Genomic DNA, 23,625 nt, shown 5'->3' with positions numbered 1-23,625 from the left:
AGTGGCCGCTCTGGTTCTGCTGACCATCGCCGGGAAACTTGCGGCGATGGTGAAGGATATTGTCTTTGCATACTTCTTCGGGGCCAGTCCTGAAACGGATGCTTACTTCATCGCGAATCAGTTGCCGGGCGTGATCTGGCTTGCCATTTATGGGACGATCGCATCGGTCTTCGCGCCAATGTATGTGCGCACGATGGCTAATCCGGCGGCGGCCGAGCGACTAGTAAACGAAGCGATCCGCTACTACGCCTATGCCGCGATCTCATTGACCGCTCTTTGCCTTATTTTGGCGGAGCCGATGGTGTCGATTTTCGCGCCGTTGATCGATGGTTTCACTCATGATCTAGCGGTCAAACTGACCAGCATCATGGTGCTAGGATTCGTGTTCACCGGCTACGTCGGCGTGCAGAGTGCACTGCAGCAGGCAAACCGTCATTTCGTGCCACCGTTGGCAGTTCCCGTCATAAACAATCTGATCGCGACGGCGGCGATCGTCGTCGCCTATCTGATGGATGACGTGACCGTCGCGGTGGTCGGCGCCGTCGCCGCATATCTGGTACAAGCGGTAATTCAGCGCACACAGACGCGTCGCTTCTATGCCACGAAATGGGGGTGGAGGATTCGCCCTGAAACGTGGCGCCGCTTGTCATTGTTGTCGGCGCCGATGATCTTTGCGGTGATTCTCGATCAGCTCAACATCTTCATTGGCACCGCCATCGCCTCCGGGTTTGGTGCGGGTGCGATTTCACACTTCAACTATGCTAGCCGCCTAGCCTTGTTTATTTCGGGTGTATTTTCGTGGCTGGTTTCCTACCTCTTTTTTCCAGCGCTCGCGACTCACGCTGCGCAAGGGGACGACGCCAGAAACGCCGACGTCCTCACCCGCGCTCTCGGACTGATCCTGGTTAGCACCGCGCCGGCCGCGGCGGGGGCCCTCGCGCTACGGACAGAAGTCGTCGCGCTGATTTATCAGCGCGGCGCCTTCCAGCCGGACGATGTCCAGACAACCGCTACGCTGTTCGGCATCCTCGGCCTCGGCGTAATGTTCGTCGCGTTGCGCGAACTGCTCAATCGCGTCTATTTTTCCTATCAGAAGACGATGGCGCCGCTGTTGATCGGGATCGTCGCGGCGGCGGTGAATCTCGCGAGTAGCCTGATCTTGTCGGATCTGTACGGGATATGGGGCGTCGCGGCGGGCGCTTCGATCTCTGCGCTGATCTTTTGCATAGGGCAGTTCGCGATCATGGCGATGTGGAAGCCCGCGCTACTGACGAGCCGCCTGGCGGTCTACTTCATGGCGGCCGTGGTGGCGGGCGCGGCCGCTTTCCTGGCGGCGGTCTCGGCTTCCGGCGCTTTCGTCGCCTTGCCATTGGTGGCGCGCTTCGTTGCCGCCGGGTTGATCGTCGGTGGGGTTTACGTCCCGCTGCTGCTCGCCCTGTTGGCGCTGTTCGGGGTCAAGCCATCGGCAGTCCACGCCGACCTGCGAGGTTTGCCAAGAATCTCGCCGGATGGGATACCGTGATGGCGCTTGCCCCCCCTCGTTTTCTGTTGATCGGAGCGCTGCCGCTGTCGCTCGTCAATTTTCGCGCGCCCTTGTTGCGCGCGCTCCGCGATGCTGGGTGCGAGGTTCATGTTGCGGCAGCTGCAATCGAAGCCGACCCCGCGACCGCCAACGCGCTGCGCGAGATGGGGGTCACGGCCCATTCGGTACCGATCGCACGGGCAGGGCTCAACCCGGCCGCTGACCTGAGGGCCCTAATCGCGCTGGTGCAGCTGATGCGCCGGATCAAACCGACGCTGATTCTTAGTTATACGATCAAACCCGTCGTATGGGGCACACTCGCCGGATGGCTCGCTGGGGTGCCGCAGCGGTATGCAATGATTACCGGCCTTGGCTATGCCTTCACCGGTGAGGCGAAGGGCAAACGCCGAATAGTGCAACGGATTTCGCGCACGTTGTACCGCATCGCACTGGCGCGCGCTCACGGTGTTTTCTTTCAAAATCCTGATGATTTGGCGATGTTCCGTGATTTCGGTCTCCTCTTACCCCTGACGCCGGTGACCATCGTCAACGGATCAGGGGTTGACCTCGTACATTATCCCCCGCGACCCATGCCCAAGGGACCGTTGCGCTTTCTGATGATCGCGCGGCTGCTAGGAGACAAAGGGGTGCGAGAATATGTGGCCGCGGCCGAGTGCGTACGCCAGACCTATCCCGACGCAAGCTTTCACCTTGTCGGCGGGATCGACCCCAATCCTAATGCGATCAGCGAAGCGGAAGTGACGCGCTGGGCGGAGGAGGGACATATCGTCTGGCATGGCGAGCAGGCCGACGTGCGGCCTTTTTTGGCCGAAGCCCACGTGTTCGTGCTACCGAGCTATCGTGAAGGCACACCCCGCACGGTGCTGGAGGCGCTGGCAACTGGTCGTCCGGTCATCACCACTGACGCGCCAGGATGCCGCGAAACGATTGAGGACGGCATCAGTGGCTTTCTGGTGGCACCGCAATCGGTCGAGCAACTGACAGATGCGATGTTTCGTATCCTCGCCGCGCCGAGGGCGATTGACGGCATGGGGGCAAAGGCGCTTGAGCGGGCGCGGGAGAAATATTCCGCAGAGAAGGTCACGGTCGTCATGTTTAGCGCGATGGGCATAACGGACCGCAGGGCATGAAGCGCTTGATTGACATCATCGCCGCGTTGGCAGCGTTGATCCTTCTGGCGCCGGTGATTGCGGTGGCGGCGCTCGCTGTGCGCCGGTGTATGGGATCGCCGGTGCTCTTCGCGCAACAGCGGCCGGGTCGCATGGGTAAGCCGTTCCGCATGATCAAGTTCCGGACAATGCGTGATGCTGTTGACGCCGATGGCGTGCTATTACCTGACGCGAGCCGGCTCACGCCGTTTGGCTGTTTTCTCCGTTCTACTAGCCTCGACGAGCTGCCAAGTCTTTGGAACGTGCTGAAGGGCGACATGAGTCTGGTCGGACCACGCCCGCTCTTGATGGAGTACCTGCCGCGCTACAGTGCCGAGCAGGCCAGGCGGCACGAGGTGCGTCCGGGCCTCACCGGCTGGGCGCAAATCAACGGACGGAACGCGCTCAGCTGGGATGAGAAGTTCGCCCTCGACGTGTGGTATGTCGACAATCGGAGTATGAAGCTCGACATGCAGATACTGTGGCTGACCGTGCTGAAGGTCCTGCAACGCGATGGCATCAGCGCGGACGGGGAGGCAACCATGCCCAAATTCCAGGGCACGCCCAAATCGTGAAGCCACTGTATGGCGTCTACGGCGCGAGCGGCTGCGGGAGGGGCATCATGCCCTTGCTTCGACAGCAGCTTGCAACAACGGATGCCCAGCTCGTGTTTATCGATGACGCTCCCACGACGGACGTTGCCAATGGCCATTCCATCTGGACCTTTGATCGCTTCGTCAGCGAGCCCGCGTCTCAGCGGCTGGCAGCATTGGCCGTTGCAAATGCCGGTGTTCGTGAGGTGCTCGACCATCGCTGCCGCACCGCGGGAATCGATGTCATCGGGGTCTTCGCCGCCAACGTCATCATCATGGACGACGTCGAGATCGGCCCCGGCGCTTTGCTCTCGCCCTTTGTCACCCTGACCTCGAACATTCGGATCGGGCGGTGCTTTCACGGAAATCTGTACTCCTATGTCGAACACGACTGCGTGATCGGAGACTACGTCACGTTCGCCCCGGGAGTGCGCTGCAACGGCAACGTGACGATCGGTAGCCATGCTTATATCGGATCGGGCGCGATCATCCGCCAAGGTATCTCGATCGGCGCCGGCGCGACCGTCGGAATGGGCGCCGTGGTGACGAAGGATGTACCTCCCGGTGTCACCGTCGTCGGCAATCCTGCCCGGATCATGGATAAAGAGATGAAATGCTGAACACCGCTTTCGCCCCTTGGCCCAGTTTTACCGAGGAGGAAGTGAACGCGGTCTCCGCGGTCTTGCGCTCCAACCGCGTCAACTATTGGACGGGTGAGGAATGCCGTCAGTTCGAACGCGAGTTCGCCGAATGGTCGGAATGCACGCATGCCATCGCGCTGGCTAACGGGACGGTCGCGCTCGACCTCGCGCTGCACGGATTGGGCATCGGCGCAGCGAACGGCGGTTCGCCCACCGATGAGGTCATCGTTACCCCGCGGACTTTCCTCGCTTCCGTCAGTTGCGTCGTCAACGCAGGCGCCGTTCCGGTGTTTGCCGACGTCGAGCGCGACAGCGGGAATATCTCCGCGGCGACGATCGCACCTCATCTGACCGACCGCACCCGTGCGATCATCGTCGTCCATCTCGCCGGCTGGCCGGCAGATATGGATCCGATCATGGCGCTTGCCGAAACGCGGGGCATCAAGGTGATCGAGGACTGCGCGCAAGCGCACGGCGCACGTTACAAGGGGCGCAGCGTCGGATCGATTGGCCACGTCGGCGCGTGGTCCTTCTGTCAGGACAAGATCATGACGACAGGGGGCGAGGGCGGCATGGTCACGACCAATGATCGCGATCTCTGGTCCCGCATGTGGTCGTTCAAGGACCACGGGAAGAGCTGGGAAGCGGTATACGAACGTTCGCACCCGCCAGGTTTTCGCTGGGTGCACGAGAGCTTCGGCACGAACTGGCGGATGATCGAGGTTCAGGGGGCGATCGGCCGTATTCAGCTCCGGAGAATGGCCGACTGGACGGCCGCCAGAACGCGGAACGCCAATATCCTGCATCAGGCGCTTGGGCCTCATTCCGGCCCGGAGGGCATTGTCCGCACCCCGGTGATCGGCGACCGCGATACCGTCCACGCGCAATACAAGTTCTATGCCTATGTCCAGCCGGAGCGGCTCGCGCCTGGCTGGGACAGGGACCGGATCGTTGCGGAGATCGTGGCGGGCGGCGTGCCGTGCTTCCAGGGCAGCTGCTCCGAAGTCTATCTTGAGAAAGCCTTCGAAGGCACCGATCTGCGGCCACCCGAGCGGCTCCCGGTCGCTCGCGAGCTGGGAGAGACGAGCATCATGTGGCTGGTCCATCCGACCTTGACGGAAGACGAGATCCGCAAGACGGCCGAGGTCAGCGCTGCGGTCCTAGAGCGCGCCACCCGACACGCATAGCGGCCGCGCACCGCCGCCTGCGACAGCGGCGGTACATGGACGAAATACCCCGCATTGTCGTACCGCCATTGCCACCCCACCAGCTGCACCCTATGTCGCCGCCGATGGAAATCGGCTCGTTCTTCATGGCGTTGGCAGCGCAGGCCGATCCGTGGATCGTTCGCATTGCGGCCGAGTGGATCGGGTGGAAGTTCTGGCTCTCGGACTGGACCGGCATCAGCCACTCGATTCTGCATGCCTATTTCGGGCTGCTGCTGCAGGTCCTCGCGGCGGCGTTCATGCGCCGGGGGCTGGCGAGTGCCTGGCCCTGGCTGTTCGTGTTCGCCCTCGAGATCGGCAACGAGCTGCTCGATTGGTCGCGGGCGCTGACCTATGGAACGGCGCGCGAAGGATTGGTGTACGAGACGATCTCGGATATCCTGTTCACCATGGTGCTGCCGACCGTCCTGCTCATCCTCGCGCGCAGCTTTCCGCGGCTCGGCCTCGGCGAGCGGACCGTGCCGGTCGCCGAGGCTTGCGAGAGCGACTGAAGCCCTACCGGTCCAGCGCGATATCCGGCGCGTCTTCCTGTTTCATGCCGACCACGTGGTAGCCCGCGTCGACGTGGTGCGTCTCGCCGGTGACGCCTGAGGAGAGGTCGGACAGGAAATAGAGTCCCGATCCACCGACGTCCTCGATCGTGACGTTGCGGCGGAGGGGCGAATTGAGCTCGTTCCACTTCAGGATGTAGCGGAAGTCGCCGATCCCGCTTGCGGCGAGGGTCTTGATCGGGCCGGCACTGATCGCGTTCACGCGGATATTGTCGGGGCCGAGGTCGTTGGCGAGGTACTGCACGCTGGTCTCGAGCGCGGCCTTGGCGACGCCCATGACGTTGTAGTGCGGGATGACCTTCTCCGCGCCGTAATAGGTCAGCGTCAGGATGCTGCCGCCATTCGGCATCATCTGCGCGGCCCGCTTGGCCACCGCGACCAGGCTGTAGGCGGAAATGTTCATCGTCATCAGGAAGTTGTCGAGACTGGTGTCGACATATTTCCCGCGCAGTTCGTTCTTGTCGGAAAAGCCGATCGCGTGGACCACGAAGTCGATCGTTTCCCAGCGGCTCTTCAGCGTCTCGAACGCCGCGTCGAGCGCGTCCATCTCCGACACGTCGCATTCGAAGGTGAAATCCGACCCAAGCTGCTCGGCGAGCGGCTTCACGCGCTTCGCCAGCGCCTCGCCCTGATACGTGAACGCCAGTTCCGCGCCGTGTTCGCGCAGCTTCTGCGCGATGCCCCAGGCCAGCGACTTGTCGTTGGCGAGACCCATGATCAGCCCGCGCTTGCCAGCCATCAACCCGCTCATCTCGTTTCCTCTTTCTGCTCTTCTGCCAAGGCGCGTGCTTTCTCCACCGCCGCGCGGCGCGCCGCCGCCCGTCTACGATTGTCGGCCTGGCCGATCCGGTTCTCCTCTTCCTCGGGAGTCTCGGCCATGGCGGCGTTGAGTTCGGCGCCGATAACCATCCCTAGGCCGACGAGATAGAAAAAGAAAAGCGCGATCATGATGCCGGCCAGACTGCCGTAGGTCAGATCGTAGCTGAAGAAGCTGCGGATCGCCGGCGGTAGCGCCACCGTTACCGCCACCCACCAGATCGTCGTCGCGAGCGCGCCCGGCCACTTGGGATAGCGCCGATCTCGGTAGGCACTGGGAGCGAGTGTCAGGAACAGCAGATAGAGCGATCCGAACAAGCCGAAAGCGGGGATAAGGCGCGAGAGCTGCAACTGCGAGATCACGTGCGAAAGCCACGGGAGATAGGCGTCGATCACTTCCTGCGCCGCGCCGATCACCACTTGCGCGATCAGCGAGAGCATCAGCAGGACCACCGCGGCCACGATCACCCCGGCGGAGAGCAGGCGGTATTTCCAGAACGCCTCGGTCGCCGCCGTGCCGTAGGCCCGGCGCAGGATATCGCGGATCGTCTCGATCAGGCTCGATACGGTCCACAGCGCGACCAGCCCGCCGGCCCACAGCAGTAAGCCGCTGCGCGCCTCGACGACGTTGCGCGCGACCGGCTCGATCACGTTGCCGACGATCGGCGGCAGGGCATAGAGCACCGCCTCGATCGTCGCCGCGCGTTCGCTTTCCTCGCCGACGAACGAGAAGATCGCCGCGCCGAGGATGAAGAAGGGGAAGATCGCCAGCATCGCCATGTAGGCGAGGTTGCCGGCGTGGATGAAACCGTCGTTGTAGGTGCCGACGAGCACGCGCTTGGCGACCTCGAACGCTCGCGTACCGGGGCCGACGTGCTGGGCCACGCGCTCGCGCAGGCCGAGACTGGCCTCTATCGCTTCCTTGCGCCGTTCCTCGGGCGAGAGCGTGTGGACCACGCGTTCCTCAGGCTGGGGAAGGTCTTTCTCGCTCATCGGCCCGTTCGGTTGGCGGGGGCCCGGGTCAGGTTCCCAGGTCGGCGCGCGGGTTGCCGCCGTCCTGCCAGCCTTCCAGCCGTTTGGCCAGTTCCGAAACGTCCGCCGGCAGCGCGATCTCGAGCTGCACCAGCTGATCGCCCCGCTGGCCGGACTTGGCCGAAAAACCCTTGCCCTTGAGGCGCATCGTGGTCCCGCCGCTGGTGCCGGGCTTGATCGTCAGCATGACCGGGCCGTCGACCGTGGGGCAGCGGACCTTGGCGCCGTTCACCGCTTCGTCGAGCGTGATCGGCAGGTCCATGCGCACGTCGTCGCCGTCGCGGCGGAAGAACTTGTGGCGATCGATCGAAATCGTGACGATCCCATCGCCGGCGCCGCCGGGGCCCTGGTCGCCCTTGCCCTTGAGGCGCATCTGCGTGCCGTCCTCGACCCCGGCGGGCAGCTTGAGGTCGATCGTCTTGCCGTCGGCCAGGGTGATGCGCTGATCCTTGCGGACCGCGGCGTCGACGAAAGGCACGCGCAGGCGATAGGCGATGTCACCGCCCTTGCGGGGCGGGGGCGGGCGGCGCTGCTGGCCGAAACCGCCGCCCATGCCGCCGGCCGTGCGCCGCGCGCCGCCCATGCCGCCGCCGAACAGCCCTTCGAAGATGTCGCCCAGGTCGACGCCCTCGTCGGCAAACCCCTGGAAATCCTCCGCGCGGAAACCGCGCTGGCCGCGGCCCGCACCACCGGCGAATCCGCCACCGCCCATGCCGGCGAAGGGATTGGCCGGGTTGCCGTCCGCATCGATCTCGCCGCGGTCGAAACGGGCGCGCTTGTCCTTGTCGCTGAGCAGATCGTAGGCCTGCGTCACTTGCGAGAAGCGTTCGGCGGCCTTCGGATTGTCCTTGTTGCGATCCGGATGCAGCTCCTTGGCGAGCTTGCGGTAGGCGCTCTTGATGTCCTTCTCGGTCGCACTGCGCGAAACACCGAGCGTTGTGTAGGGATCGGCCATGGCGTGTTAGCTAGGTGCAACAGTCTCGCCGCGCAAGCGGCGTGGCGGTGGGCAGAGGCTTTCCTCCACGCATCCCGCGCGATAGGGCTGAGCAATATCCGGCGGGGCTGCGGTCCGGCCGCTTGGTTGTAAGGTCACGGCCATGTGCGACTTTCCCGCCGGGAGGCGGCGAAGCGTGTCGCATGTGTCAACACTTAGTCAGGAATGCCCGGTGGAAGCTGAACAAACTGCCCTCCCCGACAGCGATCCGCTGGCCCTGTTCGACGCATGGCTGGCCGAGGCGCGGGAGACGGAGCCGAACGATGCCAATGCCATGGCGCTCGCCACCGCCACGCCGGACGGCGCGCCCTCGGTCCGCATGGTCCTGCTCAAGGGGCACGGGGCGGGCGGCTTCACCTTCTTCACCAACGCCCGGAGCCGCAAGGGCCAGGAAATCCGCGCCAATGCCCAGGCTGCGCTGCTGTTCCACTGGAAGAGCCTGCGGCGCCAGATCCGCATCGAGGGTCCCCTGATGGAGGTCAGTGCGGCCGAGGCCGACGCCTATTTCCGTTCGCGTCCGTTCGTCAGCCAGCTCGGCTCGGCCGCGAGCGACCAGTCGCGCCCGCTCGACAGCCGCGCGACTTACGTAGCCCGGGTCGAGGCGCTGGAGGACGCGTGCAAGGCTTCGGGCGAAGTGCCGCGGCCGCCGCACTGGACGGGGTTCACCCTGCGGCCGCAGCGGATCGAGTTCTGGCTCGACCGCCCCAATCGCCTTCACGACCGGCGCCTCTTCACCCGCGAGGGCGAGGGCTGGTCGAGCACGCTGCTCTACCCGTGACCGCGCAGGCCGCCCCCGCCGATCGCGCCGCGCTGACCCGCAGCGCCGCCTATGCCTCGATCGCGACGGCGCTGTTCCTGGCCGTGCTCAAGGGCTGGGCGACCTGGCGCACCGGATCGAGCGCGATGCTCGGCAGCCTCGCGGACACCGCGCTCGACCTCGTCGCCAGCCTCGCCACGCTCGCCGGCGTGTGGATCGCGGCGCAGCCGGCGGACGAGGAGCACCGCTTCGGCCACGGCAAGGCCGAGGCGCTGGCGGCGGTGTTCCAGGTCATGCTGATCGCGCTCTCCGCCTCGGGCATCGCGTTCCGGGCGATCTCGCACCTGATCGAAGGCGGCGAGACCACTGCGGCGGAGGAGGGGATCGCGGTCTCGCTGCTGGCGATCCTCGCGACCTTCGCCCTGCTCGCCTGGCAGCGCCACGTGATCCGCCGCACGGGCAGCCTCGCGGTCCGGACCGACAACGTCCACTACCAGTCCGACCTGCTGCTCAACCTCGCGGTCATCGCCGCGCTCGTGCTCGACCAGTATCTCGGCTTCTCGCGCGCGGACCCGCTGTTCGGCCTCGCGATCGCGGCCTGGCTGCTGTGGGGCGCCTGGCGCGCGGCGAGCGAGGCGATCGACCAGATCATGGACCGCGAATGGCCGGAGGATAAGCGCCAGCGCTTCGTCGAACGCGCCGCCCGCCACCCGGAGCTGACCAACCTCCACGATCTTCGCACGCGCACGAGCGGCACGCGCGACTTTGTTCAATTTCACGTCGACCTCCCCGGCACCATGACCGTCGCCCAGGCGCACGAAATCATTGAACGGGTCGAAGCCGATCTCTGCAGTCATTTTCCCGAGATGGAGCTACTGATCCACATCGACCCGCAGGGCCATGTCGACGAACCGGACAACCCGCTCGCGGAGACCGACGAGTTCGAGAAGCTGGAGAAGGACGCGCCATGAAGCTGCCCTACTGGCATGTCGATGCCTTTGCCGACCGGCCTTTCGCCGGCAACCAGGCCGCGGTCATGCCGCTGGGCGAATGGCTGCCCGACGATGTGTTGCAGGCGATCGGGGAGGAGAACAACTTCGCCGAGACGGCCTTCGTCGTGCCCGATGAAACCGGCGCGGCGGATTGGGAGCTGCGCTGGTTCACCCCGGCCTGCGAAATCCGCCTCTGCGGCCATGCGACGCTCGCCAGCGGCCACGTGCTGCTCGGCCGCGACGGCGGGGAGCGAGTGACGTTCCGCACCCGGAAGGCGGGCGTGCTGGAAGTGCGGCGAAGCGAAGCGGGCTACGAGCTTGCGCTGCCCGCGATCCCCACCGAGCGCTCCGACCGGCCCGAGGCCGTCACGCTGCTCGGCGCGCAGCCGCTCGAGATCTGGCGTAATCCTGACCGTTACGGGATCTATCTGTTTGGCAGCGAGGACGAGGTTCGCGCGCTGGCGCCCGACCTCCGCGGCCTCGGCGCGCTCGGCGATGACCAGTTCATCTGCACCGCGCCGGGCCGCGACGTCGATGTGGTGAGCCGCGTCTTCGTGCCCGGCGGCGGGGTCGACGAGGACAGCGTCACCGGCTCCGCCCACGCGGCACTCACGCCGTTCTGGGCGGCCCGGCTGGGGCGGGAAAGCTTCACCGCCCACCAGGCTTCCCGCCGCGGCGGCGACCTCACTTGCCGCTTCGAAGGCGATCGCGCCTGGCTCGGCGGCCCGTGCGTGACGGTGGTGGAGGGGACGTTTTACCTGCCCGAGTGAGAGTCGCGCGGGCTCAAGTCGCCGGATAGAGCTCCACAATATCGGCGAGCTCCTGCAGCATCGCCTTGCGCTCCTCGGCATCCGAATGACCGAGGCGGACCACGGTCAGCTTCTGCTCGGGCGAAACGAGGATGTACTGGCCCATGTGGCCGATCGCCGCGAACATCGTCGCAGGCGCGCGGTCGGGGAACAGCGGGTGGCTCTTGCTCCCGCTCTCGTCGTCCAGCGGTCGGTTGAGCCAGGTCTGCATGCCGTAGTGTGGGCTGCGCGGGCTTGGCGTGGTCATCAGCTCGATCCACTTGCGCGGGACGAGCTGGATGCCGCGGTAGGAGCCCTTGTTGCGCAGGAAATCGCCGAACCGCGCCCAGTCGCGCGCATTGCCGTGGATCAGGCTGCCGCCGATCAACGTGCCGCTGGCATCGAACTCCGGCACCATCGAATCCATCGCCAGAGGGACGAACAGCCGCGTCTCGAGATAGTCCGCGACGGCGCGCCGCCGTGCCTCCGGATCGTCACTGCGGGAAAGCACGCGCGCGGCGATGTCGGCCAGGATCACGCTGGTGGCGGAGGAGTACTCGAACTCCCGCCCCGGCTCGGCTTCGAGCGGCTGACTCTCGGCCCAGTCGGCCATGTCGTCACGCCCGTCGAGGAACAGCATCCGCACTTCGGATGATTCGTATGGCGGATCGCCCCCTTCGGTATGGCGCAGCCCGCTGCGCATCTGGAGAAGCTGGCGCAGGGTGATCTCTCCGCGCGGGTCGCCCGGGCGCTGCCAGCGGGGTACCGGCGGCGAGTCGTCGAGCGCCAGCCGCCCGTCGGCCACCAGCATGCCGATCATCACCGCCGTCACCGTCTTGGCCATCGACCAGCTGACGAAGCGCGTATCCTTGTCATAGCCCGGCGCGTAACGCTCGGCCGCGATCTCGCCGCCGTGCATCACGATCAGCGCGCGGGTCTCGCCAAGCCCTTCCTTTGCGAACAGGTCGTCCACCCGGCGCGCAAGCTGCTCGGTCGGGGCGCCCGGATTCTCGCTCACCGCCGCCAACGCTTTCTCGGTCAGCGGCTCCGGCACGGGCGCAGCGTCGCTGCACGAGAGCAGGGCTGGCAGCGAAGCGAGGCAGACGATAAGGGGGGCGGGCCGCAGGCGCATGCGGCGTTCCCTCGCGCAGCATGGCAGGCTTGGCAATGGCAAAATCCTCCTCCCGCAAAGGCCAACTGCGCCGCCGGCGCTGGCCGCTGGTGCTGGGGATCGTGGTGCTGATCGCAGCGGGTTTCGCGTGGTACTTCCGCGCGCCGATCACCGGATACTCGCAGACCGCGGCAGCCTATTCCGCACGCGTCGCATGCTCGTGCCGCTACCTCGGCGGGCGCAGCCTCGAAGACTGCGGGAAGGACAAGCTCGCCGGGATGGAACTCGTCATCCTGAGCGAGGATGCCGAGACAAAGAGCGTCACCGCCCGCTTCCCCCTCCTCGCCAACGAAACCGCCACCTTGCGCGACGGCTACGGCTGTGTGTTGGAGCCGTGGGAGGGTTGAGACCGCACACCGGAAAGCATGGTGTTTGTTGCGCGAACTCGCGCGTGCGCGGCCTAGGGGCCGGTCAAGTAGAGACGGTAATCTCAGCGGGCAGGGTTTGCGGAGATCATGGCCGCCGACCCGAACTCTCGTCGTCGCACGTACAACTGCATGAAAATGCCTAAACGAGATCGTCCACTGCAACGTTAAGCGCTTCGGCAAGCCGCTTCACGGTACTGATGGATCCCTGCTTCCGGCCCACCTCGATATCAGCAATCTGCACGCGGTTTACGTTCGACGCATCGGAAAGTTGCTGCTGCGTGAGGCCGCGCAGCTCGCGGTACACACGCACTGGGCTTTCGCCAGAAAGGAGGCGCGCGGCCGCTTCGGCAGGGATCAACTCATCCTCGCCGGCCTCCAGACGCGCCATGGCCCGGTCATAAGCGCGCAGATCCTCAAGTTCGTTCACTGCCTCCGTCAGGCGGTCGTATTCGGCGCGGTCAATGGTCACGGTATCCATCATCTAGCTCCTATCCGTATACGCTTCCGCGCGGGCCAATCTCGAGAACCGCAAGAACGGTCCCATCGTCATTCATGATCACGCGCCAGCTATTAACTCGCAAACGAAGGCCCGTTCGGCCCTTAAGTTCGGTCACATTGTTCGCGAGTGACGCGGGATCGGCAGCATATTGCTCCACTTTGGATACGATCAGCCTAGCGGTGTTGGCGGGCATCTTCCGAAGGATCTTGAGGGCCGCGCGCGTGTAAGTGATCTGTCTCACTTTCATTATGTAGCTTACGGCGACATTGTAGTCAATGGCTACATCGTCAATCGGGCTGTGCGTCTCGTGTCGCGCCGGCTGCGCAGAATCTGACTTGTGACCGTCGCTGGCGAATACACGATCGAGGCGCGCGTACGATCTGCAGCATAGTCCTGCAGCGCAGCATAGTCTTGCAAGTTGCCATAAGCGTTTGTGCTAGTGGATCGAAAATTCCCGAGATTAAACAACTCGAGATTCTTGACCTCAGCCAATCAGCGCTAGGGAACAGCGCCTTCAGTGGAATCGATCCATCCGCCGCCCACGACGCGTTCGCTGGCGTAGATCACGGCGGCTTGGCCCGGGGCGACGCCGTATTCTGGGTTGGCGAAGCGGATCGTGCAGGATGCGCCGCCCCCGAGTGGTCCGTCGATCGTGATCGGGACGGGCTTGGCGAGCGAGCGGACCTTGGCCGTTAGCGGTGTCTGCGGCAGCGGGCCGATGCGGTTGGTTTCGATCAGTCGGGCGGCGGTGACTGCCAGCATGTGCCGGGGACCGACCCTGACGGTGCGGCTTTCCGCATCGATTCCAACGACGTAGAGCGGTTCTGCCTGACCGCCGATCTCGAGGCCTTTGCGCTGCCCGACGGTGTAGTGAACGATGCCCCTGTGCGTGCCAAGCGTCTCGCCGGTGGCAGTATGGACGATCGGACCGGGCTCGCCGCCTTCGGGACGCAGCGTCTTGACGATCCTGGCATAGTCGCCGTCGGGCACGAAGCAGATGTCCTGGCTGTCGGGCTTGGCCGCGTTGCGCAAGCCGGCGGCTTCGGCGAGGCGGCGCACCTCGCTTTTCGGCAGGCCGCCCAGCGGGAAGCGCAGGAAGTCGAGCTGTTCCTCGGTCGTCGCATAGAGAAAATACGACTGGTCGCGGGCCGGATCGAGCGCGCGGTGGAGTTCGGGGCTCTCGGCGCCGGCGATCCGCCGCACGTAGTGCCCGGTGGCCAGACAGTCCGCTCCGAGCTCGCGCGCCATGCGGAAGAGATCGGTGAACTTCGGCCCCATATTGCAGCGGATGCATGGAACCGGCGTGCGCCCGGCGAGGTAATCGTCGGCGAACGTCTCGACCACCTCTTCGCGGAACGCGCTCTCGTGATCGAACACGTAGTGCGCGATACCGAGCCGGTCGGCCACGGCGCGCGCGTCGGCGATGTCGTCGCCCGCGCAGCACGCGCCCTTGCGACCGGTGGCGGCACCATAATCGTAGAGCTGGAGCGTGACGCCGATGGTTTCCGCGCCGCTCGCCGATGCAAGGGCGGCGACGACCGAAGAGTCGACCCCGCCGGACATAGCCACGACGATCCGGCTTTCCTGCGCGGGGCGCGGCAAGTCGAACAGCGCGGCACGATCCATTTCACGCGCAAAGGTGGCGGGTGCGTTCATGCGCGGGCCCATACACGTCCGCGGCCAATCCATAAAGCCGCAGCCGCGCGGATGAATTCTCGGCGACAAATGATGGTCGGCTTTACCTCACGTTGACGATCTCGGGCGTAAGGCGAGTCCATGTTCGAAGGCACCATCATACCCGCTGTGGCCGGCCGGCCGGCCGAAGGCAGCGCATTGCGCGTACCCTGCTGGGAGGAAATCGTCATGCGGCTGGCCGCCGCGGACGAAGTGCGCCACGCAATGACGGCCGCAGGCGATCATCCGGTGGGCAACTTCGAGCGATTCGGCGAGCGTGCAGGAGATGCGGGGCGCCAAAAGCAACGCCTCGTTAACCTTAATAATTTAACCCATGGCAAAGATCCGGGCGGCAAGATCTTGCCGCCGCAGAGAGCGCGGTGGGCCGGCGACCGAGAGATACGATGATCGAGAACCAGAAATTCCGCCCCGCCCAGGTGATCGGCCCGCTCGGAGAGCCGCTCACGCTCGAGGATCTGCCGCCGCGCAATACGAAGCGCTGGGTCGTTCGCCGCAAGGCGGAAGTCGTTGCCGCGGTCAATGGCGGCCTGCTGACCATCGATGAAGTGCTCGATCGCTATTCCCTGACGCTGGAGGAGTTCGCATCCTGGCAGCGGGCGGTCGACCGGTCGGGCATGCAGGGCCTGCGCGTCACCCGGATTCAGCACTACCGCGACCTCTACGAGCGGCAGTTGAAGTACTGATCCGCCCGCTCCGCTCCAGCGCGAGGTATGCGCCCGGCCTAGCTCTCGACCCACATTTGTCGTATCCTCCTGCCGCGGTATGGAAAATGCCGGGAACCGCAATGCCTTGCGCTTCGTTTGAGCCGGGCACTGCATAAACAGGAGGATTTCCGAATGGGATGGATTATCGCAATCATCGTCGGCGGCGTTGCCGGCTGGCTGGCGAGCCTGGTGATGAACCGCGACGCGTCGATGGGCATCTTCTGGAACGTAGTGGTTGGCTGTATCGGCTCGCTGATCGGCAATGCGCTCGCAGGACCCCTGTTTGGTGTCGAGGGAAGCGTGCAGGAGTTTTCGCTGACCGGCCTCATCATCGCCCTCGTCGGTGCCATCGTGCTGCTAGCTATCGTGAACCTGGTTCAGCGCGGCCGCGTTCGCTAAGCGCCGCGATCTCCTGAACACATGCAAGGGCGGGTGCGGCGAAAGCCGTCCCCGCCCTTTCGCATTTCGTGGTCATTCGTCGGGCGCATACGCCCCCCGTCGAACTGCGGATTGTCGCGCTTCGCGCAGCGGTTTAATGGCGACCGGCTATTGCCAGCAGTGAGTTATAGGGGTAATACACTGCCCGGTTCCGGAAGGCTGAGAACGCGATGAACTACGAAACGACCGTCACGGCCGACAGAGCCGAAGGCTATCCCGCCGATCTCGATGGGGAAATGAACGTACGTGCCACGCGGCGGCGCCGGCTGATCATAATCGGCGTGATCGCGCTGATCGTGCTGGCCGGGATTGCGTTCTTCGTCACCCGCGGGGGCAACGGTGCGAACGTCGCCGCCGGCGAAGACCAGTCGCAGTTGCCGGTCATATCGGTGATTACGCCGGGCACGACCACGATCGAAGGCCAGATCGAGGCGAGCGGGACGCTCGCCGCGCGCAGGCCTCTGCCGGTGGGCTCCGTGGGCGAGGGTGGCCGTGTCGTCTCCGTGCCGGTCGATGCCGGCGACTGGGTCAACCAGGGCCAGGTTCTCGTGGTCATCGACAGTTCCGTGCAAACGCAGCAGATCGCATCCGCGCGCGCCAATATTGCCGTGGCCGAGGCCGACGCCGATCTCGCGCAGGCCGATCTCGACCGTGCGCTCCAACTGGTCGACCGCGGGTTCATTTCGCAGGCCGACGTCGATCGGCTGACCGCCACCCGCGACGCGGCCCGCGCCCGGGTTCAGGTCGCCCGCGCACAGCTCCGCGAGCTTCAGGAACGCACCGCGCGGCTCAACATCTATGCGCCGGCCTCCGGCCTGGTGCTGGACCGCAACGTCGAGCCTGGGCAGACCGTTGCGGGCGGCGGCGAACCGCTGTTCACCATCGCCAAGGGCGGCGAGATGGAGATGCTTGCGAAAGTAAGCGAATCCGATCTCGCCAAGCTGACGGTCGGCGTCCCGGCCACCGTCACACCGGTGGGAACCGACAAGCGCTTTACCGGCCAGGTCTGGCAGCTCTCGCCGACCATAGACGAGACGAACCGCCAGGGCACCGCGCGCATCGCCCTGCCTTACGCGCGTGAGCTGCGTCCGGGTGGCTTCGCCAGCGCGACCATTGGCGGCGGGAACGTCGTAGCGCCGTTGCTGCCCGAATCGGCAGTCCTGTCGGACGACGAGGGCAGCTATGTCTTCGTTATCGACGATGAGAACAAGGCGCAGCGGCGCGGCGTCCGCATCGGCCTGGTGACCAGCCGGGGCATTGCGATCGCCGAGGGCCTTACGGGCGCCGAGCAGGTCGTCCTGCGCGCCGGCGGGTTCCTGACCGCGGGCGAAACCGTTTCGCCTCGCAAGGTAACCGCGGACGGGAATTGAGCGCATGAATTTCCGCAACATCTCCGCCTGGTCGATCCGCAACCCGGTCATTCCGCTCGTCTTCTTCACGGCGCTGCTGCTGGCCGGGCTGATGTCGTTCGCGCGGATGGATGTGGTCAACAACCCGGAGATCGAGTTCCCGGCGGTCAACGTTTCGATATCCCAGCCCGGTGCCGCGCCGACAGAGATCGAGAACCAGATCACGCAACGCGTGGAATCGGCGGTCCGATCGATCAATGGGGTGAAGTCTATCAACTCGACTGCCAGCGAAGGCAGTTCGAGCACTTTCATCGAGTTCGAGATCGGGACCGATCCGAACGATGCAGTCGCCGAAGTCAAGAACGCGGTCGACCAGATCCGCGGCAGTCTTCCCGACGGGATCATCGAGCCGCGCATAACCAAAGAGGAGATCTCGGGCGGCTTCCTCGGCATCTTCGCCGTCGAAGCCGACGATATGACGATCGAGCAGCTGAGCTGGTTCATTGACGATACGGTGGCGAAAAGGCTGCTCTCGATCGAAGGCATGGCCGAGGTAAACCGTTTCGCGGGTGTCGACCGCGAGATAGAGGTCATCATCGATCTCGAGCGGATGCAGGCGTTCGGCGTCACCGCCAGCCAGATCAACAATGTGCTGCGGCAGACCAATCTCGACGCGGCGGGCGGCAACACCGAAGTCGGCGGTACGCGCCAGTCGGTCCGCGTCCTCGGCAGCACCGAGACCGCCTACGAACTGTCGCAGCGGCAGATTCAGCTCGGCGACGGAAGGACCGTCAAGCTGGCCGATGTCGCCACGGTGCGCGACGGCTATAGCGAGCGGACCTCGATCAGCAAGGTGCGCGACAAGGAAGTGGTGAACTTCGCGATGTCGCGCGCCAAGGGCGCATCCGACGTCACCGTCTTCGAAGCGGCGAAGGAGGAGATCGAGAAGATCGAGGCCGAGAATCCCGGCGTGCGCTTCATCCCGTTGTTCAACACCGTCCAGTATACCGAAGAGCAGTACGAAAGCTCGATGGCGGCGATGATCGAAGGCGCCATTCTTGCGGTCGTCGTCGTCTTCTTCTTCCTGCGCGACTGGCGGGCCACGGTGATCTCGGCGATCGCGATCCCGCTTTCGGCTATCCCGACGTTCTGGTTCATGGACCTGCTCGGGTTCAACCTGAACTCGCTCTCGTTGCTCGCGCTGGGACTTGTGGCAGGCGTGCTGGTCGACGACGCGATCGTCGAGATCGAGAACATCGTGCGCCACATGCGCATGGGCAAATCGGCCTATCAGGCATCGATCGACGCCGCGGATGAGATCGGCCTGCCGGTGGTCGCGACCAGCTTCTGCATTGTCGCCGTGTTCCTGCCGGTCGGGCTCATGCCCGGTATTTCCGGTCAGTTCTTCAAGAACTTCGGCATCACCGTGGTGATCGCGGTGCTGATGTCGCTGGCCGTCGCGCGCATGATCACGCCGATGCTCGCGGCCTACTTCCTCAAGGCCAAGGGGCATGCCGCACACGGCGAAGGGCCGATGATGGACCGCTACATGGGCGTCCTCGCGTGGTCGCTCAATCGCGGAAAGATGCATGCGCGCCGCGAAGGGCTCGCGGGGCCGCGCAATCGTTTCCTCTATGGACTGGGGTTCTTGGCAACGGTCCTGTTGCTCATCGTAGTGCCGTTCGCCGTCGTTTTCGGGGCGTACAACGCGCTGCAGGCGATCAGCATACCCGAAACGGTTGCAGGCGCCCTGTTCGCTAGTGGGGAAGGGATCTTCCATTTCCTCGTCCTCAAGCTGATCGAGACCCTCGAGCTCTTGCTGGTCGTGGCGATCGGGTTCGGCGCCGGGTGGGGCTTGCTCAAGCTGATAGGCCTTCCCTGGCGGATGATCGGCGGCGGCATCCACGACACCTGGCGCTGGCTGGAGGCCCGCTTCTACGACCACCGTGTGTGGATGATGATGACCGGCTATTTCGCGCTGATCCTCACTATTCTGCTGTTCATGAACGTTCCGCCCCAGTTTCAGCCGAACATCAACAGCGACAACAGTCAGGTCGAGATCGAGATGGTGCCCGGCACCACGCTAGAGACCACCGAGCGGGTTGCGGATGACGTCGCGGAAATTCTCTATCAGGAGCCCGAGGTGCTGCGCGCGCTCGAGCGCGTGCGCGTGGGCAATGCGTCGATCTACATCACACTCAAGCCCGATCGCGAGCGGACATCGGTTGAATTCGAACGCGCGCTCGCGCCCCGGCTGGCGCAGATTCCTGATGCGCGGGTGCGTTTCCAGTCGCAATCCGGCGGTTTCGGCAGCGGGCGCGATGTGACTGTGATGCTCGCAGGTTCCGATCCGGAGTTGCTGGAGGAGACCGCCGCCACGCTCGTCGAACAGATGAAAGCGCTCGACACACTCGTTGCGCCGCGCATCAGCGCCGATATCAACCGGCCGGAGATCATCATCGAGCCGCGCGCCGATCTCGCCGCCGAGCTAGGCGTGACGACCGCCGCGATGAGCCAGGCGATCCGGATCGCGACCCTCGGCGAAATCGAACAGAACGCCGCCAAGTTCTCCCTGTCGGACCGGCAGATCCCGATCCGGGTCAAGCTGCCCGAGCAATCGCGCGAGAACCTGACGACGATCGAGAACCTGCCTGTACCCACCCGCACTGGCGGAACGGTGCCGCTGTCCCGGGTCGCCGATATCAGCTTCGGCTCCGGCCCGACCACGATCCAGCGCTACAACCAGAACCGCCGCGTGCTGATCGGCGCGGACCTCGCGCAAGGGGTGGTGAAGGGCGAGGCCGACGCACAGATCAACGAACTGCCGATCCTGAAGGACCTGCCGCAGGGCGTGATCCGCGACCTCGTGGGCGAGGACGAGTGGCAGCAGGAAATGATGACGAGCCTCCTGATCGCGATCATGTCCGGCATCCTGCTGGTCTTCGCGGTGCTCGTTCTGCTCTACAAGCGGGTGATGAGCCCGCTGGTCAACATGACCTCGCTCGCACTCGCACCGCTGGGCGGCATTTTCCTAGTCTGGCTGGTCGGTCAGCCGCAGTCGATGCCGGTCTATATCGGCATTCTGCTGCTGCTCGGCATCGTCTCGAAGAACTCGATCCTGCTGATCGACTTCGCGATCGAGGAGATGGACAAGGGCGTGCGCAAGCTCGACGCCATCATGGATGCGGGGCACAAGCGTGCGCAGCCGATCGTGATGACCACGGTCGCGATGACGGCGGGAATGGTCCCGGTCTCGCTGTCGCTCTCGGGCGACGGCGCTTGGCGGGCACCGATGGGCACCGTGGTCATCGGCGGCCTCATCATGTCCACCCTCCTCACGCTGTTGATCGTGCCGGCTGGGTTCAGCCTCGCCGATGGCCTGGAAAAGCGACTTGGTCCCTGGCTGCGTGGCCGCTTGCTCACTTACCGTCCGGGCGACGAGAGCCGCGCTCCCGCTCCGCCGCCGGAGCCCGGACCGGACGGGGAGCCGGTCCCCGCAACGCGGCGCCCGCCCCCGGGGCCCTACCCCGCGGAGTGAGCGGCGAAACTCCGCCGCGACCCGCGCGTTTCCTCTCCATGAGGCGCGCTCCGCTCCCGCCCGACCGTGCGCGCCGCATGCGCATGACCGCCACGGCCATGCTCGTGGCGATGGCGGGGGTGTTCCTGTTCTCGCACCAATATCTTGGCGTGCATCCTGCCTGGGGTTACGTGCACGCGTTCGCCGAGGCCGCGATGGTCGGCGGGCTGGCGGACTGGTTCGCGGTGACGGCGCTGTTCCGCCATCCGCTCGGCCTGCCGATCCCGCACACCGCGATCATTCCCGAAAACAAGGATCGTATCGCCGATACGATGGCGCAGTTCCTGCGCGACAACTTCCTCACGCCCGCCGTTGTTGCGCGCCGGATGCAGGCGATGAACCTCGCGCGGGCGGTCGGCGACTTTCTCGTCAAGCCGGGTGGCGGCGCGCAGTCGCGGATTGGCGCAGGTGCCGCCGAACTGTTCGCCGGCGCGCTTGAGTCGCTCGATCAGGAACGGCTCGGCGGTCAGGTGCGCAGCGGCCTCAAGCGCCAGCTCGACAAGCTGGAAGCCGCCCCGCTGCTCGGACAGATGCTTAGCGCGGCAATCGCCGACAAGCGGCACTTGCCGCTGATCGACAGCATCATCCGCTGGGCGGGTCTGACGCTGGAAGACAACGAGGAAATGGTCCGCGCGATGATCCACGAGCGCGCTAATGCGCTGCTGCGCTGGACCGGCCTAGACGAACGTCTGGCGAACTCGGTTCTCGACGGACTTTACCGCCTGCTCGCCGAAGTGCTGGTCGATCCGGAGCATCCACTCCGCGGCAAGATCGAGGAGGGGCTGGAGAAAGTCGCGCACGACCTGGTCCACGATCCCGAAACTCGTGCCAAGGTCGAGCGGATGAAGCGCGAGCTGCTCGACAATCCGGCGGTCGCGAACTGGTGGCAGGGCGTGTGGGAACGGATGCGCACCGGCCTGATCGCCATGGCCCGCGATCCTGACTCGACAATGGATGGATGGCTGGGCGGTACCTTGGCGGAACTCGGTGCAGCCTTACGCGACGATCCGCGCCTGCAGCCGCAGGTCAACCGCTTCGCCCGCCGCACCGCCGTCGGCATCGCGACCCGTTACGGCGGGCAGATCGTCCAGCTCGTTTCTGAAACCGTCCGCCGCTGGGACGCGCGCACGATCACCGATCGCCTCGAAAACGCCGTCGGCCGCGACCTGCAGTTCATCCGCATCAACGGCACGTTGGTTGGCGGGCTGGTGGGCGTGACGATCCATGGGGTGAGCGCGTTGCTTTAGAGCGGGGCGCTCGACGCTGTGTCAGCGGGTTTCGCGCGCCGAACCGTAGTGCTTCGCGACCGTGCCCTGCAGTTTCGCCAGATCGTCTGCGTCATACCATTTGCCGGCTGCCATGACACCTGCCGGCTCACGCAGCGTCGCGGGATTTTCCAGCGGATTGGCGTTGGAGAGGATGAGGTCCGCTCGCTGACCGGCCAAGACGCGGCCGAACGGTGTCCCGCCCTTGGTCTTGGCGATGAAATCGCCCGCGGCTCCGGTTGCGGTCATCAGTGCCTGATAGGGCGTTAGGCCCGCGGCCAGCAGCTCATCGAGCTGGTCATGCGCCGAAACCCCGGGAAATAGGCCGGGGATGGTCGGCGCGTCGGTCCCCAGGATCAGCCGTACACCGCCATCGGCAAACGCCTTGACCAGCCGTCGCTCGAAATCGGCGCGTGGGAGCAATTTGGCGGTCTTGGCGAAATAGTCGCTCGACAGCCATTGCAATTGACGACGCTGCGGCAACAGGTCGAACTCGGGCCTGCGGAAGATGGTCGGGCCGCGTTCCGGATGGCTGGCGAGCAGGGCGATGGTGCGATATGTCAGCGGATCAGCGGTGACCGTGGCATCGTACTGTTTCGCGAGTGCAACCGCATCGGCGATCCGCGACTCGGGCGGCACATCCTCGCCTCCGCCCTGCCCGGGCGGAAACAGGTAGGAATAGAAGAATTCCTCCAGATGCGCGATCATCGCTTGGCCCTGGGCGAATTGGCTGTCGATCCGAACCGCGTACACGCCGTGACCGATAATGGGCATCTCGGCGCGCTCGGCTGCCTGGGCCAGTGCGGCATAGACGGGGGGTGTCAGGCCGACATAGACCTTTATGAAATCATAGCCTTGCGCCTTCGCCAGCGCGGGAAAGGCGCTTGCTTGCTCGGGCGTGTCTAATACCAGGCCGTTGTAGTCGGCCGTGCCATCAACCAGCCAGCTCGTGTATACGTGCGGCGCTGCGATTTTCCCGCTATTGGCGCGGGCTGCGGTCCGGCCAGCCAGATTCTGCCGCGCGCCGCCCATGTTGAGTACGGTGGTGACGCCATTGACCAGATAGATCGCCAGCTCGTCAGGCGCCTCCGAATGGACGTGCATGTCGGCGAGGCCGGGCGAGAGCCACTTGCCCCGTGCGTCGATGACGGTGGCGTCGGCCGGAACGGAGACATCCTTGCCGATTTGCGCGATCACGCCGTCGCGAACCACGATCGTCTGGTCAGCGAGCACGCGCTCGCTATCCATCGGGACCACATTGGCATGCGTGAAAGCGGTGGCTGGCGCGGGTTCGGCCGTCACGGCGCTGGCAGTCAGGGTTGCCAGTACCGCGAGTGTGAGACGCGCCAGCTTGCGCATATCTACAGTTTCTCGGTCAGCTCCGGCACCACCTTGAAGAGGTCGGCGACCAGGCCAATGTCCGCGACCTGGAAGATCGGCGCGTCCTCATCCTTGTTGATGGCGATGATGGTCTTGGA

24 protein-coding genes and 1 pseudogene are annotated in these 23,625 nt (G+C 65.0%); 16 read left to right on the top strand and 9 right to left on the bottom strand.

Annotation, left to right across the window (positions count from 1 at the left end; genetic code table 11):
* Nucleotide 1: 1 nt before the first annotated feature.
* From D2V04_RS01570 to D2V04_RS01545, 6 genes are all read left to right on the top strand, one after another.
* A complete protein-coding gene (locus tag D2V04_RS01570) occupies nucleotides 2–1,522 on the top strand; it encodes a lipid II flippase MurJ (protein ID WP_182849619.1) in 1,521 nt (506 codons plus the stop codon).
* Nucleotides 1,522–2,673, top strand: a complete 1,152-nt coding sequence (locus tag D2V04_RS01565; RefSeq protein ID WP_119511610.1) for a glycosyltransferase family 4 protein — start codon at nucleotides 1,522–1,524, stop codon at nucleotides 2,671–2,673. Before D2V04_RS01570 ends, D2V04_RS01565 begins: the two co-directional genes overlap by 1 nt.
* Nucleotides 2,670–3,266, top strand: coding sequence for a sugar transferase (locus tag D2V04_RS01560; RefSeq protein WP_119511609.1), 597 nt, complete (start codon nucleotides 2,670–2,672; stop codon nucleotides 3,264–3,266). Before D2V04_RS01565 ends, D2V04_RS01560 begins: the two co-directional genes overlap by 4 nt.
* Nucleotides 3,263–3,904 carry a NeuD/PglB/VioB family sugar acetyltransferase gene (locus D2V04_RS01555; protein WP_119511608.1) on the top strand — a complete coding sequence of 214 codons (642 nt, stop codon included), beginning with the start codon at nucleotides 3,263–3,265 and terminating at the stop codon, nucleotides 3,902–3,904. Before D2V04_RS01560 ends, D2V04_RS01555 begins: the two co-directional genes overlap by 4 nt.
* Nucleotides 3,898–5,112 (top strand): DegT/DnrJ/EryC1/StrS family aminotransferase, encoded by a 1,215-nt coding sequence (locus D2V04_RS01550; RefSeq protein WP_119511607.1) that lies wholly within the window; start codon nucleotides 3,898–3,900, stop codon nucleotides 5,110–5,112. The genes D2V04_RS01555 and D2V04_RS01550 overlap by 7 nt, the downstream gene beginning before the upstream one ends.
* 104 nt (nucleotides 5,113–5,216) lie before the next feature.
* On the top strand, nucleotides 5,217–5,642 hold the full coding sequence (locus D2V04_RS01545; RefSeq protein ID WP_147391747.1) for a hypothetical protein: 426 nt from the start codon (nucleotides 5,217–5,219) through the stop codon (nucleotides 5,640–5,642).
* Between the two features lie 4 nt (nucleotides 5,643–5,646).
* Here D2V04_RS01545 and fabI read toward each other — a convergent pair whose 3' ends face one another.
* The 3 genes from fabI to D2V04_RS01530 are packed head-to-tail and all read right to left on the bottom strand — an operon-like array spanning nucleotide 5,647 to nucleotide 8,505.
* Nucleotides 5,647–6,453 carry an enoyl-ACP reductase FabI gene (gene fabI, locus D2V04_RS01540; RefSeq protein WP_119511605.1) on the bottom strand — a complete coding sequence of 269 codons (807 nt, stop codon included), beginning with the start codon at nucleotides 6,451–6,453 and terminating at the stop codon, nucleotides 5,647–5,649.
* Nucleotides 6,450–7,511: a YihY/virulence factor BrkB family protein gene (locus tag D2V04_RS01535; RefSeq protein ID WP_119511604.1), complete on the bottom strand. Its 1,062-nt coding sequence runs from the start codon at nucleotides 7,509–7,511 to the stop codon at nucleotides 6,450–6,452. Before D2V04_RS01535 ends, fabI begins: the two co-directional genes overlap by 4 nt.
* 28 nt (nucleotides 7,512–7,539) lie before the next feature.
* Nucleotides 7,540–8,505 (bottom strand): DnaJ C-terminal domain-containing protein, encoded by a 966-nt coding sequence (locus tag D2V04_RS01530; RefSeq protein ID WP_119511603.1) that lies wholly within the window; start codon nucleotides 8,503–8,505, stop codon nucleotides 7,540–7,542.
* Nucleotides 8,506–8,716: 211 nt separating this feature from the next.
* Here D2V04_RS01530 and pdxH point away from each other — a divergent pair, with 211 nt between their 5' ends.
* Genes pdxH through D2V04_RS01515 form a run of 3 tightly spaced genes read left to right on the top strand, consistent with a single transcriptional unit; the run spans nucleotide 8,717 to nucleotide 11,063 of the window.
* Nucleotides 8,717–9,322 (top strand): pyridoxamine 5'-phosphate oxidase, encoded by a 606-nt coding sequence (gene pdxH, locus D2V04_RS01525; RefSeq protein ID WP_119511602.1) that lies wholly within the window; start codon nucleotides 8,717–8,719, stop codon nucleotides 9,320–9,322.
* A complete protein-coding gene (locus D2V04_RS01520) occupies nucleotides 9,319–10,272 on the top strand; it encodes a cation diffusion facilitator family transporter (protein WP_119511601.1) in 954 nt (317 codons plus the stop codon). The genes pdxH and D2V04_RS01520 overlap by 4 nt, the downstream gene beginning before the upstream one ends.
* Nucleotides 10,269–11,063, top strand: coding sequence for a PhzF family phenazine biosynthesis protein (locus tag D2V04_RS01515; protein ID WP_119511600.1), 795 nt, complete (start codon nucleotides 10,269–10,271; stop codon nucleotides 11,061–11,063). The genes D2V04_RS01520 and D2V04_RS01515 overlap by 4 nt, the downstream gene beginning before the upstream one ends.
* A 13-nt stretch (nucleotides 11,064–11,076) precedes the next feature.
* Here D2V04_RS01515 and D2V04_RS01510 read toward each other — a convergent pair whose 3' ends face one another.
* Nucleotides 11,077–12,213, bottom strand: coding sequence for a serine hydrolase domain-containing protein (locus D2V04_RS01510; RefSeq protein ID WP_119511599.1), 1,137 nt, complete (start codon nucleotides 12,211–12,213; stop codon nucleotides 11,077–11,079).
* Between the two features lie 35 nt (nucleotides 12,214–12,248).
* On the opposite strand from D2V04_RS01510, the gene D2V04_RS01505 reads away from it, so the two are divergent.
* A complete protein-coding gene (locus D2V04_RS01505) occupies nucleotides 12,249–12,599 on the top strand; it encodes a hypothetical protein (RefSeq protein ID WP_182849617.1) in 351 nt (116 codons plus the stop codon).
* Between the two features lie 160 nt (nucleotides 12,600–12,759).
* Here D2V04_RS01505 and D2V04_RS01500 read toward each other — a convergent pair whose 3' ends face one another.
* From D2V04_RS01500 to mnmA, 3 genes are all read right to left on the bottom strand, one after another.
* Nucleotides 12,760–13,098, bottom strand: a complete 339-nt coding sequence (locus tag D2V04_RS01500) for a helix-turn-helix transcriptional regulator (RefSeq protein WP_228766191.1) — start codon at nucleotides 13,096–13,098, stop codon at nucleotides 12,760–12,762.
* 10 nt (nucleotides 13,099–13,108) lie between these two features.
* Nucleotides 13,109–13,366 carry a type II toxin-antitoxin system RelE family toxin gene (locus D2V04_RS18325; protein WP_324186833.1) on the bottom strand — a complete coding sequence of 86 codons (258 nt, stop codon included), beginning with the start codon at nucleotides 13,364–13,366 and terminating at the stop codon, nucleotides 13,109–13,111.
* A gap of 251 nt (nucleotides 13,367–13,617) precedes the next feature.
* Complete coding sequence (gene mnmA / locus D2V04_RS01490; protein ID WP_182849616.1) at nucleotides 13,618–14,775, bottom strand: tRNA 2-thiouridine(34) synthase MnmA; 1,158 nt, start codon at nucleotides 14,773–14,775, stop codon at nucleotides 13,618–13,620.
* 120 nt (nucleotides 14,776–14,895) lie between these two features.
* Here mnmA and D2V04_RS01485 point away from each other — a divergent pair, with 120 nt between their 5' ends.
* The 6 genes from D2V04_RS01485 to D2V04_RS01460 all read left to right on the top strand — a co-directional run bounded on the left by D2V04_RS01485 (nucleotide 14,896) and on the right by D2V04_RS01460 (nucleotide 22,129).
* A complete protein-coding gene (locus tag D2V04_RS01485; protein ID WP_119511596.1) occupies nucleotides 14,896–15,201 on the top strand; it encodes a hypothetical protein in 306 nt (101 codons plus the stop codon).
* On the top strand, nucleotides 15,198–15,497 hold the full coding sequence (sciP, locus tag D2V04_RS01480; protein ID WP_119511595.1) for a CtrA inhibitor SciP: 300 nt from the start codon (nucleotides 15,198–15,200) through the stop codon (nucleotides 15,495–15,497). Before D2V04_RS01485 ends, sciP begins: the two co-directional genes overlap by 4 nt.
* Before the next feature lie 153 nt (nucleotides 15,498–15,650).
* Nucleotides 15,651–15,917 (top strand): GlsB/YeaQ/YmgE family stress response membrane protein, encoded by a 267-nt coding sequence (locus tag D2V04_RS01475; RefSeq protein ID WP_119511594.1) that lies wholly within the window; start codon nucleotides 15,651–15,653, stop codon nucleotides 15,915–15,917.
* A 209-nt stretch (nucleotides 15,918–16,126) separates the two neighbouring features.
* Complete coding sequence (locus D2V04_RS01470; RefSeq protein WP_119511593.1) at nucleotides 16,127–17,326, top strand: efflux RND transporter periplasmic adaptor subunit; 1,200 nt, start codon at nucleotides 16,127–16,129, stop codon at nucleotides 17,324–17,326.
* 4 nt (nucleotides 17,327–17,330) lie between these two features.
* Nucleotides 17,331–20,843, top strand: a complete 3,513-nt coding sequence (locus tag D2V04_RS01465; RefSeq protein WP_119511592.1) for an efflux RND transporter permease subunit — start codon at nucleotides 17,331–17,333, stop codon at nucleotides 20,841–20,843.
* A gap of 77 nt (nucleotides 20,844–20,920) precedes the next feature.
* Entirely contained in the window at nucleotides 20,921–22,129 is a 1,209-nt protein-coding gene (locus tag D2V04_RS01460; protein ID WP_119511707.1) for a DUF445 domain-containing protein, read from the top strand.
* Between the two features lie 21 nt (nucleotides 22,130–22,150).
* Here D2V04_RS01460 and D2V04_RS01455 read toward each other — a convergent pair whose 3' ends face one another.
* The gene (locus D2V04_RS01455; RefSeq protein ID WP_119511591.1) at nucleotides 22,151–23,506 is read right to left on the bottom strand and encodes an amidohydrolase family protein; all 1,356 of its coding nucleotides are present in this window, start codon (nucleotides 23,504–23,506) and stop codon (nucleotides 22,151–22,153) included.
* A gap of 2 nt (nucleotides 23,507–23,508) precedes the next feature.
* Nucleotides 23,509–23,625: pseudogene (locus D2V04_RS01450) on the bottom strand (electron transfer flavoprotein subunit alpha/FixB family protein); the annotation flags it as partial.

The sequence above is a fragment of the Pelagerythrobacter aerophilus genome, assembly GCF_003581645.1.
In the GTDB taxonomy this organism is placed as follows: Bacteria; Pseudomonadota; Alphaproteobacteria; order Sphingomonadales; family Sphingomonadaceae; genus Pelagerythrobacter; species Pelagerythrobacter aerophilus.
Note: the sequence above shows the minus strand (reverse complement) of the source record. Positions and strands in the feature narration are given on the sequence as shown.

What these genes read in the sequence shown, in the direction of transcription:
- D2V04_RS01565 (WP_119511610.1), top strand. Translation starts at nt 1,522, where the DNA reads ATGGCGCTTGCCCCCCCTCGTTTTCTGTTGATCGGAGCGCTGCCGCTG.
- D2V04_RS01560 (WP_119511609.1), top strand. Translation starts at nt 2,670, where the DNA reads ATGAAGCGCTTGATTGACATCATCGCCGCGTTGGCAGCGTTGATCCTT.
- D2V04_RS01550 (WP_119511607.1), top strand. Translation starts at nt 3,898, where the DNA reads ATGCTGAACACCGCTTTCGCCCCTTGGCCCAGTTTTACCGAGGAGGAA.
- D2V04_RS01545 (WP_147391747.1), top strand. Translation starts at nt 5,217, where the DNA reads ATGGAAATCGGCTCGTTCTTCATGGCGTTGGCAGCGCAGGCCGATCCG.
- fabI (WP_119511605.1), bottom strand. Translation starts at nt 6,453, where the DNA reads ATGAGCGGGTTGATGGCTGGCAAGCGCGGGCTGATCATGGGTCTCGCC.
- D2V04_RS01535 (WP_119511604.1), bottom strand. Translation starts at nt 7,511, where the DNA reads ATGAGCGAGAAAGACCTTCCCCAGCCTGAGGAACGCGTGGTCCACACG.
- D2V04_RS01530 (WP_119511603.1), bottom strand. Translation starts at nt 8,505, where the DNA reads ATGGCCGATCCCTACACAACGCTCGGTGTTTCGCGCAGTGCGACCGAG.
- D2V04_RS01515 (WP_119511600.1), top strand. Translation starts at nt 10,269, where the DNA reads ATGAAGCTGCCCTACTGGCATGTCGATGCCTTTGCCGACCGGCCTTTC.
- D2V04_RS01510 (WP_119511599.1), bottom strand. Translation starts at nt 12,213, where the DNA reads ATGCGCCTGCGGCCCGCCCCCCTTATCGTCTGCCTCGCTTCGCTGCCA.
- D2V04_RS01505 (WP_182849617.1), top strand. Translation starts at nt 12,249, where the DNA reads ATGGCAAAATCCTCCTCCCGCAAAGGCCAACTGCGCCGCCGGCGCTGG.
- D2V04_RS01500 (WP_228766191.1), bottom strand. Translation starts at nt 13,098, where the DNA reads ATGGATACCGTGACCATTGACCGCGCCGAATACGACCGCCTGACGGAG.
- D2V04_RS18325 (WP_324186833.1), bottom strand. Translation starts at nt 13,366, where the DNA reads ATGAAAGTGAGACAGATCACTTACACGCGCGCGGCCCTCAAGATCCTT.
- mnmA (WP_182849616.1), bottom strand. Translation starts at nt 14,775, where the DNA reads ATGAACGCACCCGCCACCTTTGCGCGTGAAATGGATCGTGCCGCGCTG.
- D2V04_RS01485 (WP_119511596.1), top strand. Translation starts at nt 14,896, where the DNA reads ATGTTCGAAGGCACCATCATACCCGCTGTGGCCGGCCGGCCGGCCGAA.
- sciP (WP_119511595.1), top strand. Translation starts at nt 15,198, where the DNA reads ATGATCGAGAACCAGAAATTCCGCCCCGCCCAGGTGATCGGCCCGCTC.
- D2V04_RS01475 (WP_119511594.1), top strand. Translation starts at nt 15,651, where the DNA reads ATGGGATGGATTATCGCAATCATCGTCGGCGGCGTTGCCGGCTGGCTG.
- D2V04_RS01470 (WP_119511593.1), top strand. Translation starts at nt 16,127, where the DNA reads ATGAACTACGAAACGACCGTCACGGCCGACAGAGCCGAAGGCTATCCC.
- D2V04_RS01465 (WP_119511592.1), top strand. Translation starts at nt 17,331, where the DNA reads ATGAATTTCCGCAACATCTCCGCCTGGTCGATCCGCAACCCGGTCATT.
- D2V04_RS01460 (WP_119511707.1), top strand. Translation starts at nt 20,921, where the DNA reads ATGCGCATGACCGCCACGGCCATGCTCGTGGCGATGGCGGGGGTGTTC.
- D2V04_RS01455 (WP_119511591.1), bottom strand. Translation starts at nt 23,506, where the DNA reads ATGCGCAAGCTGGCGCGTCTCACACTCGCGGTACTGGCAACCCTGACT.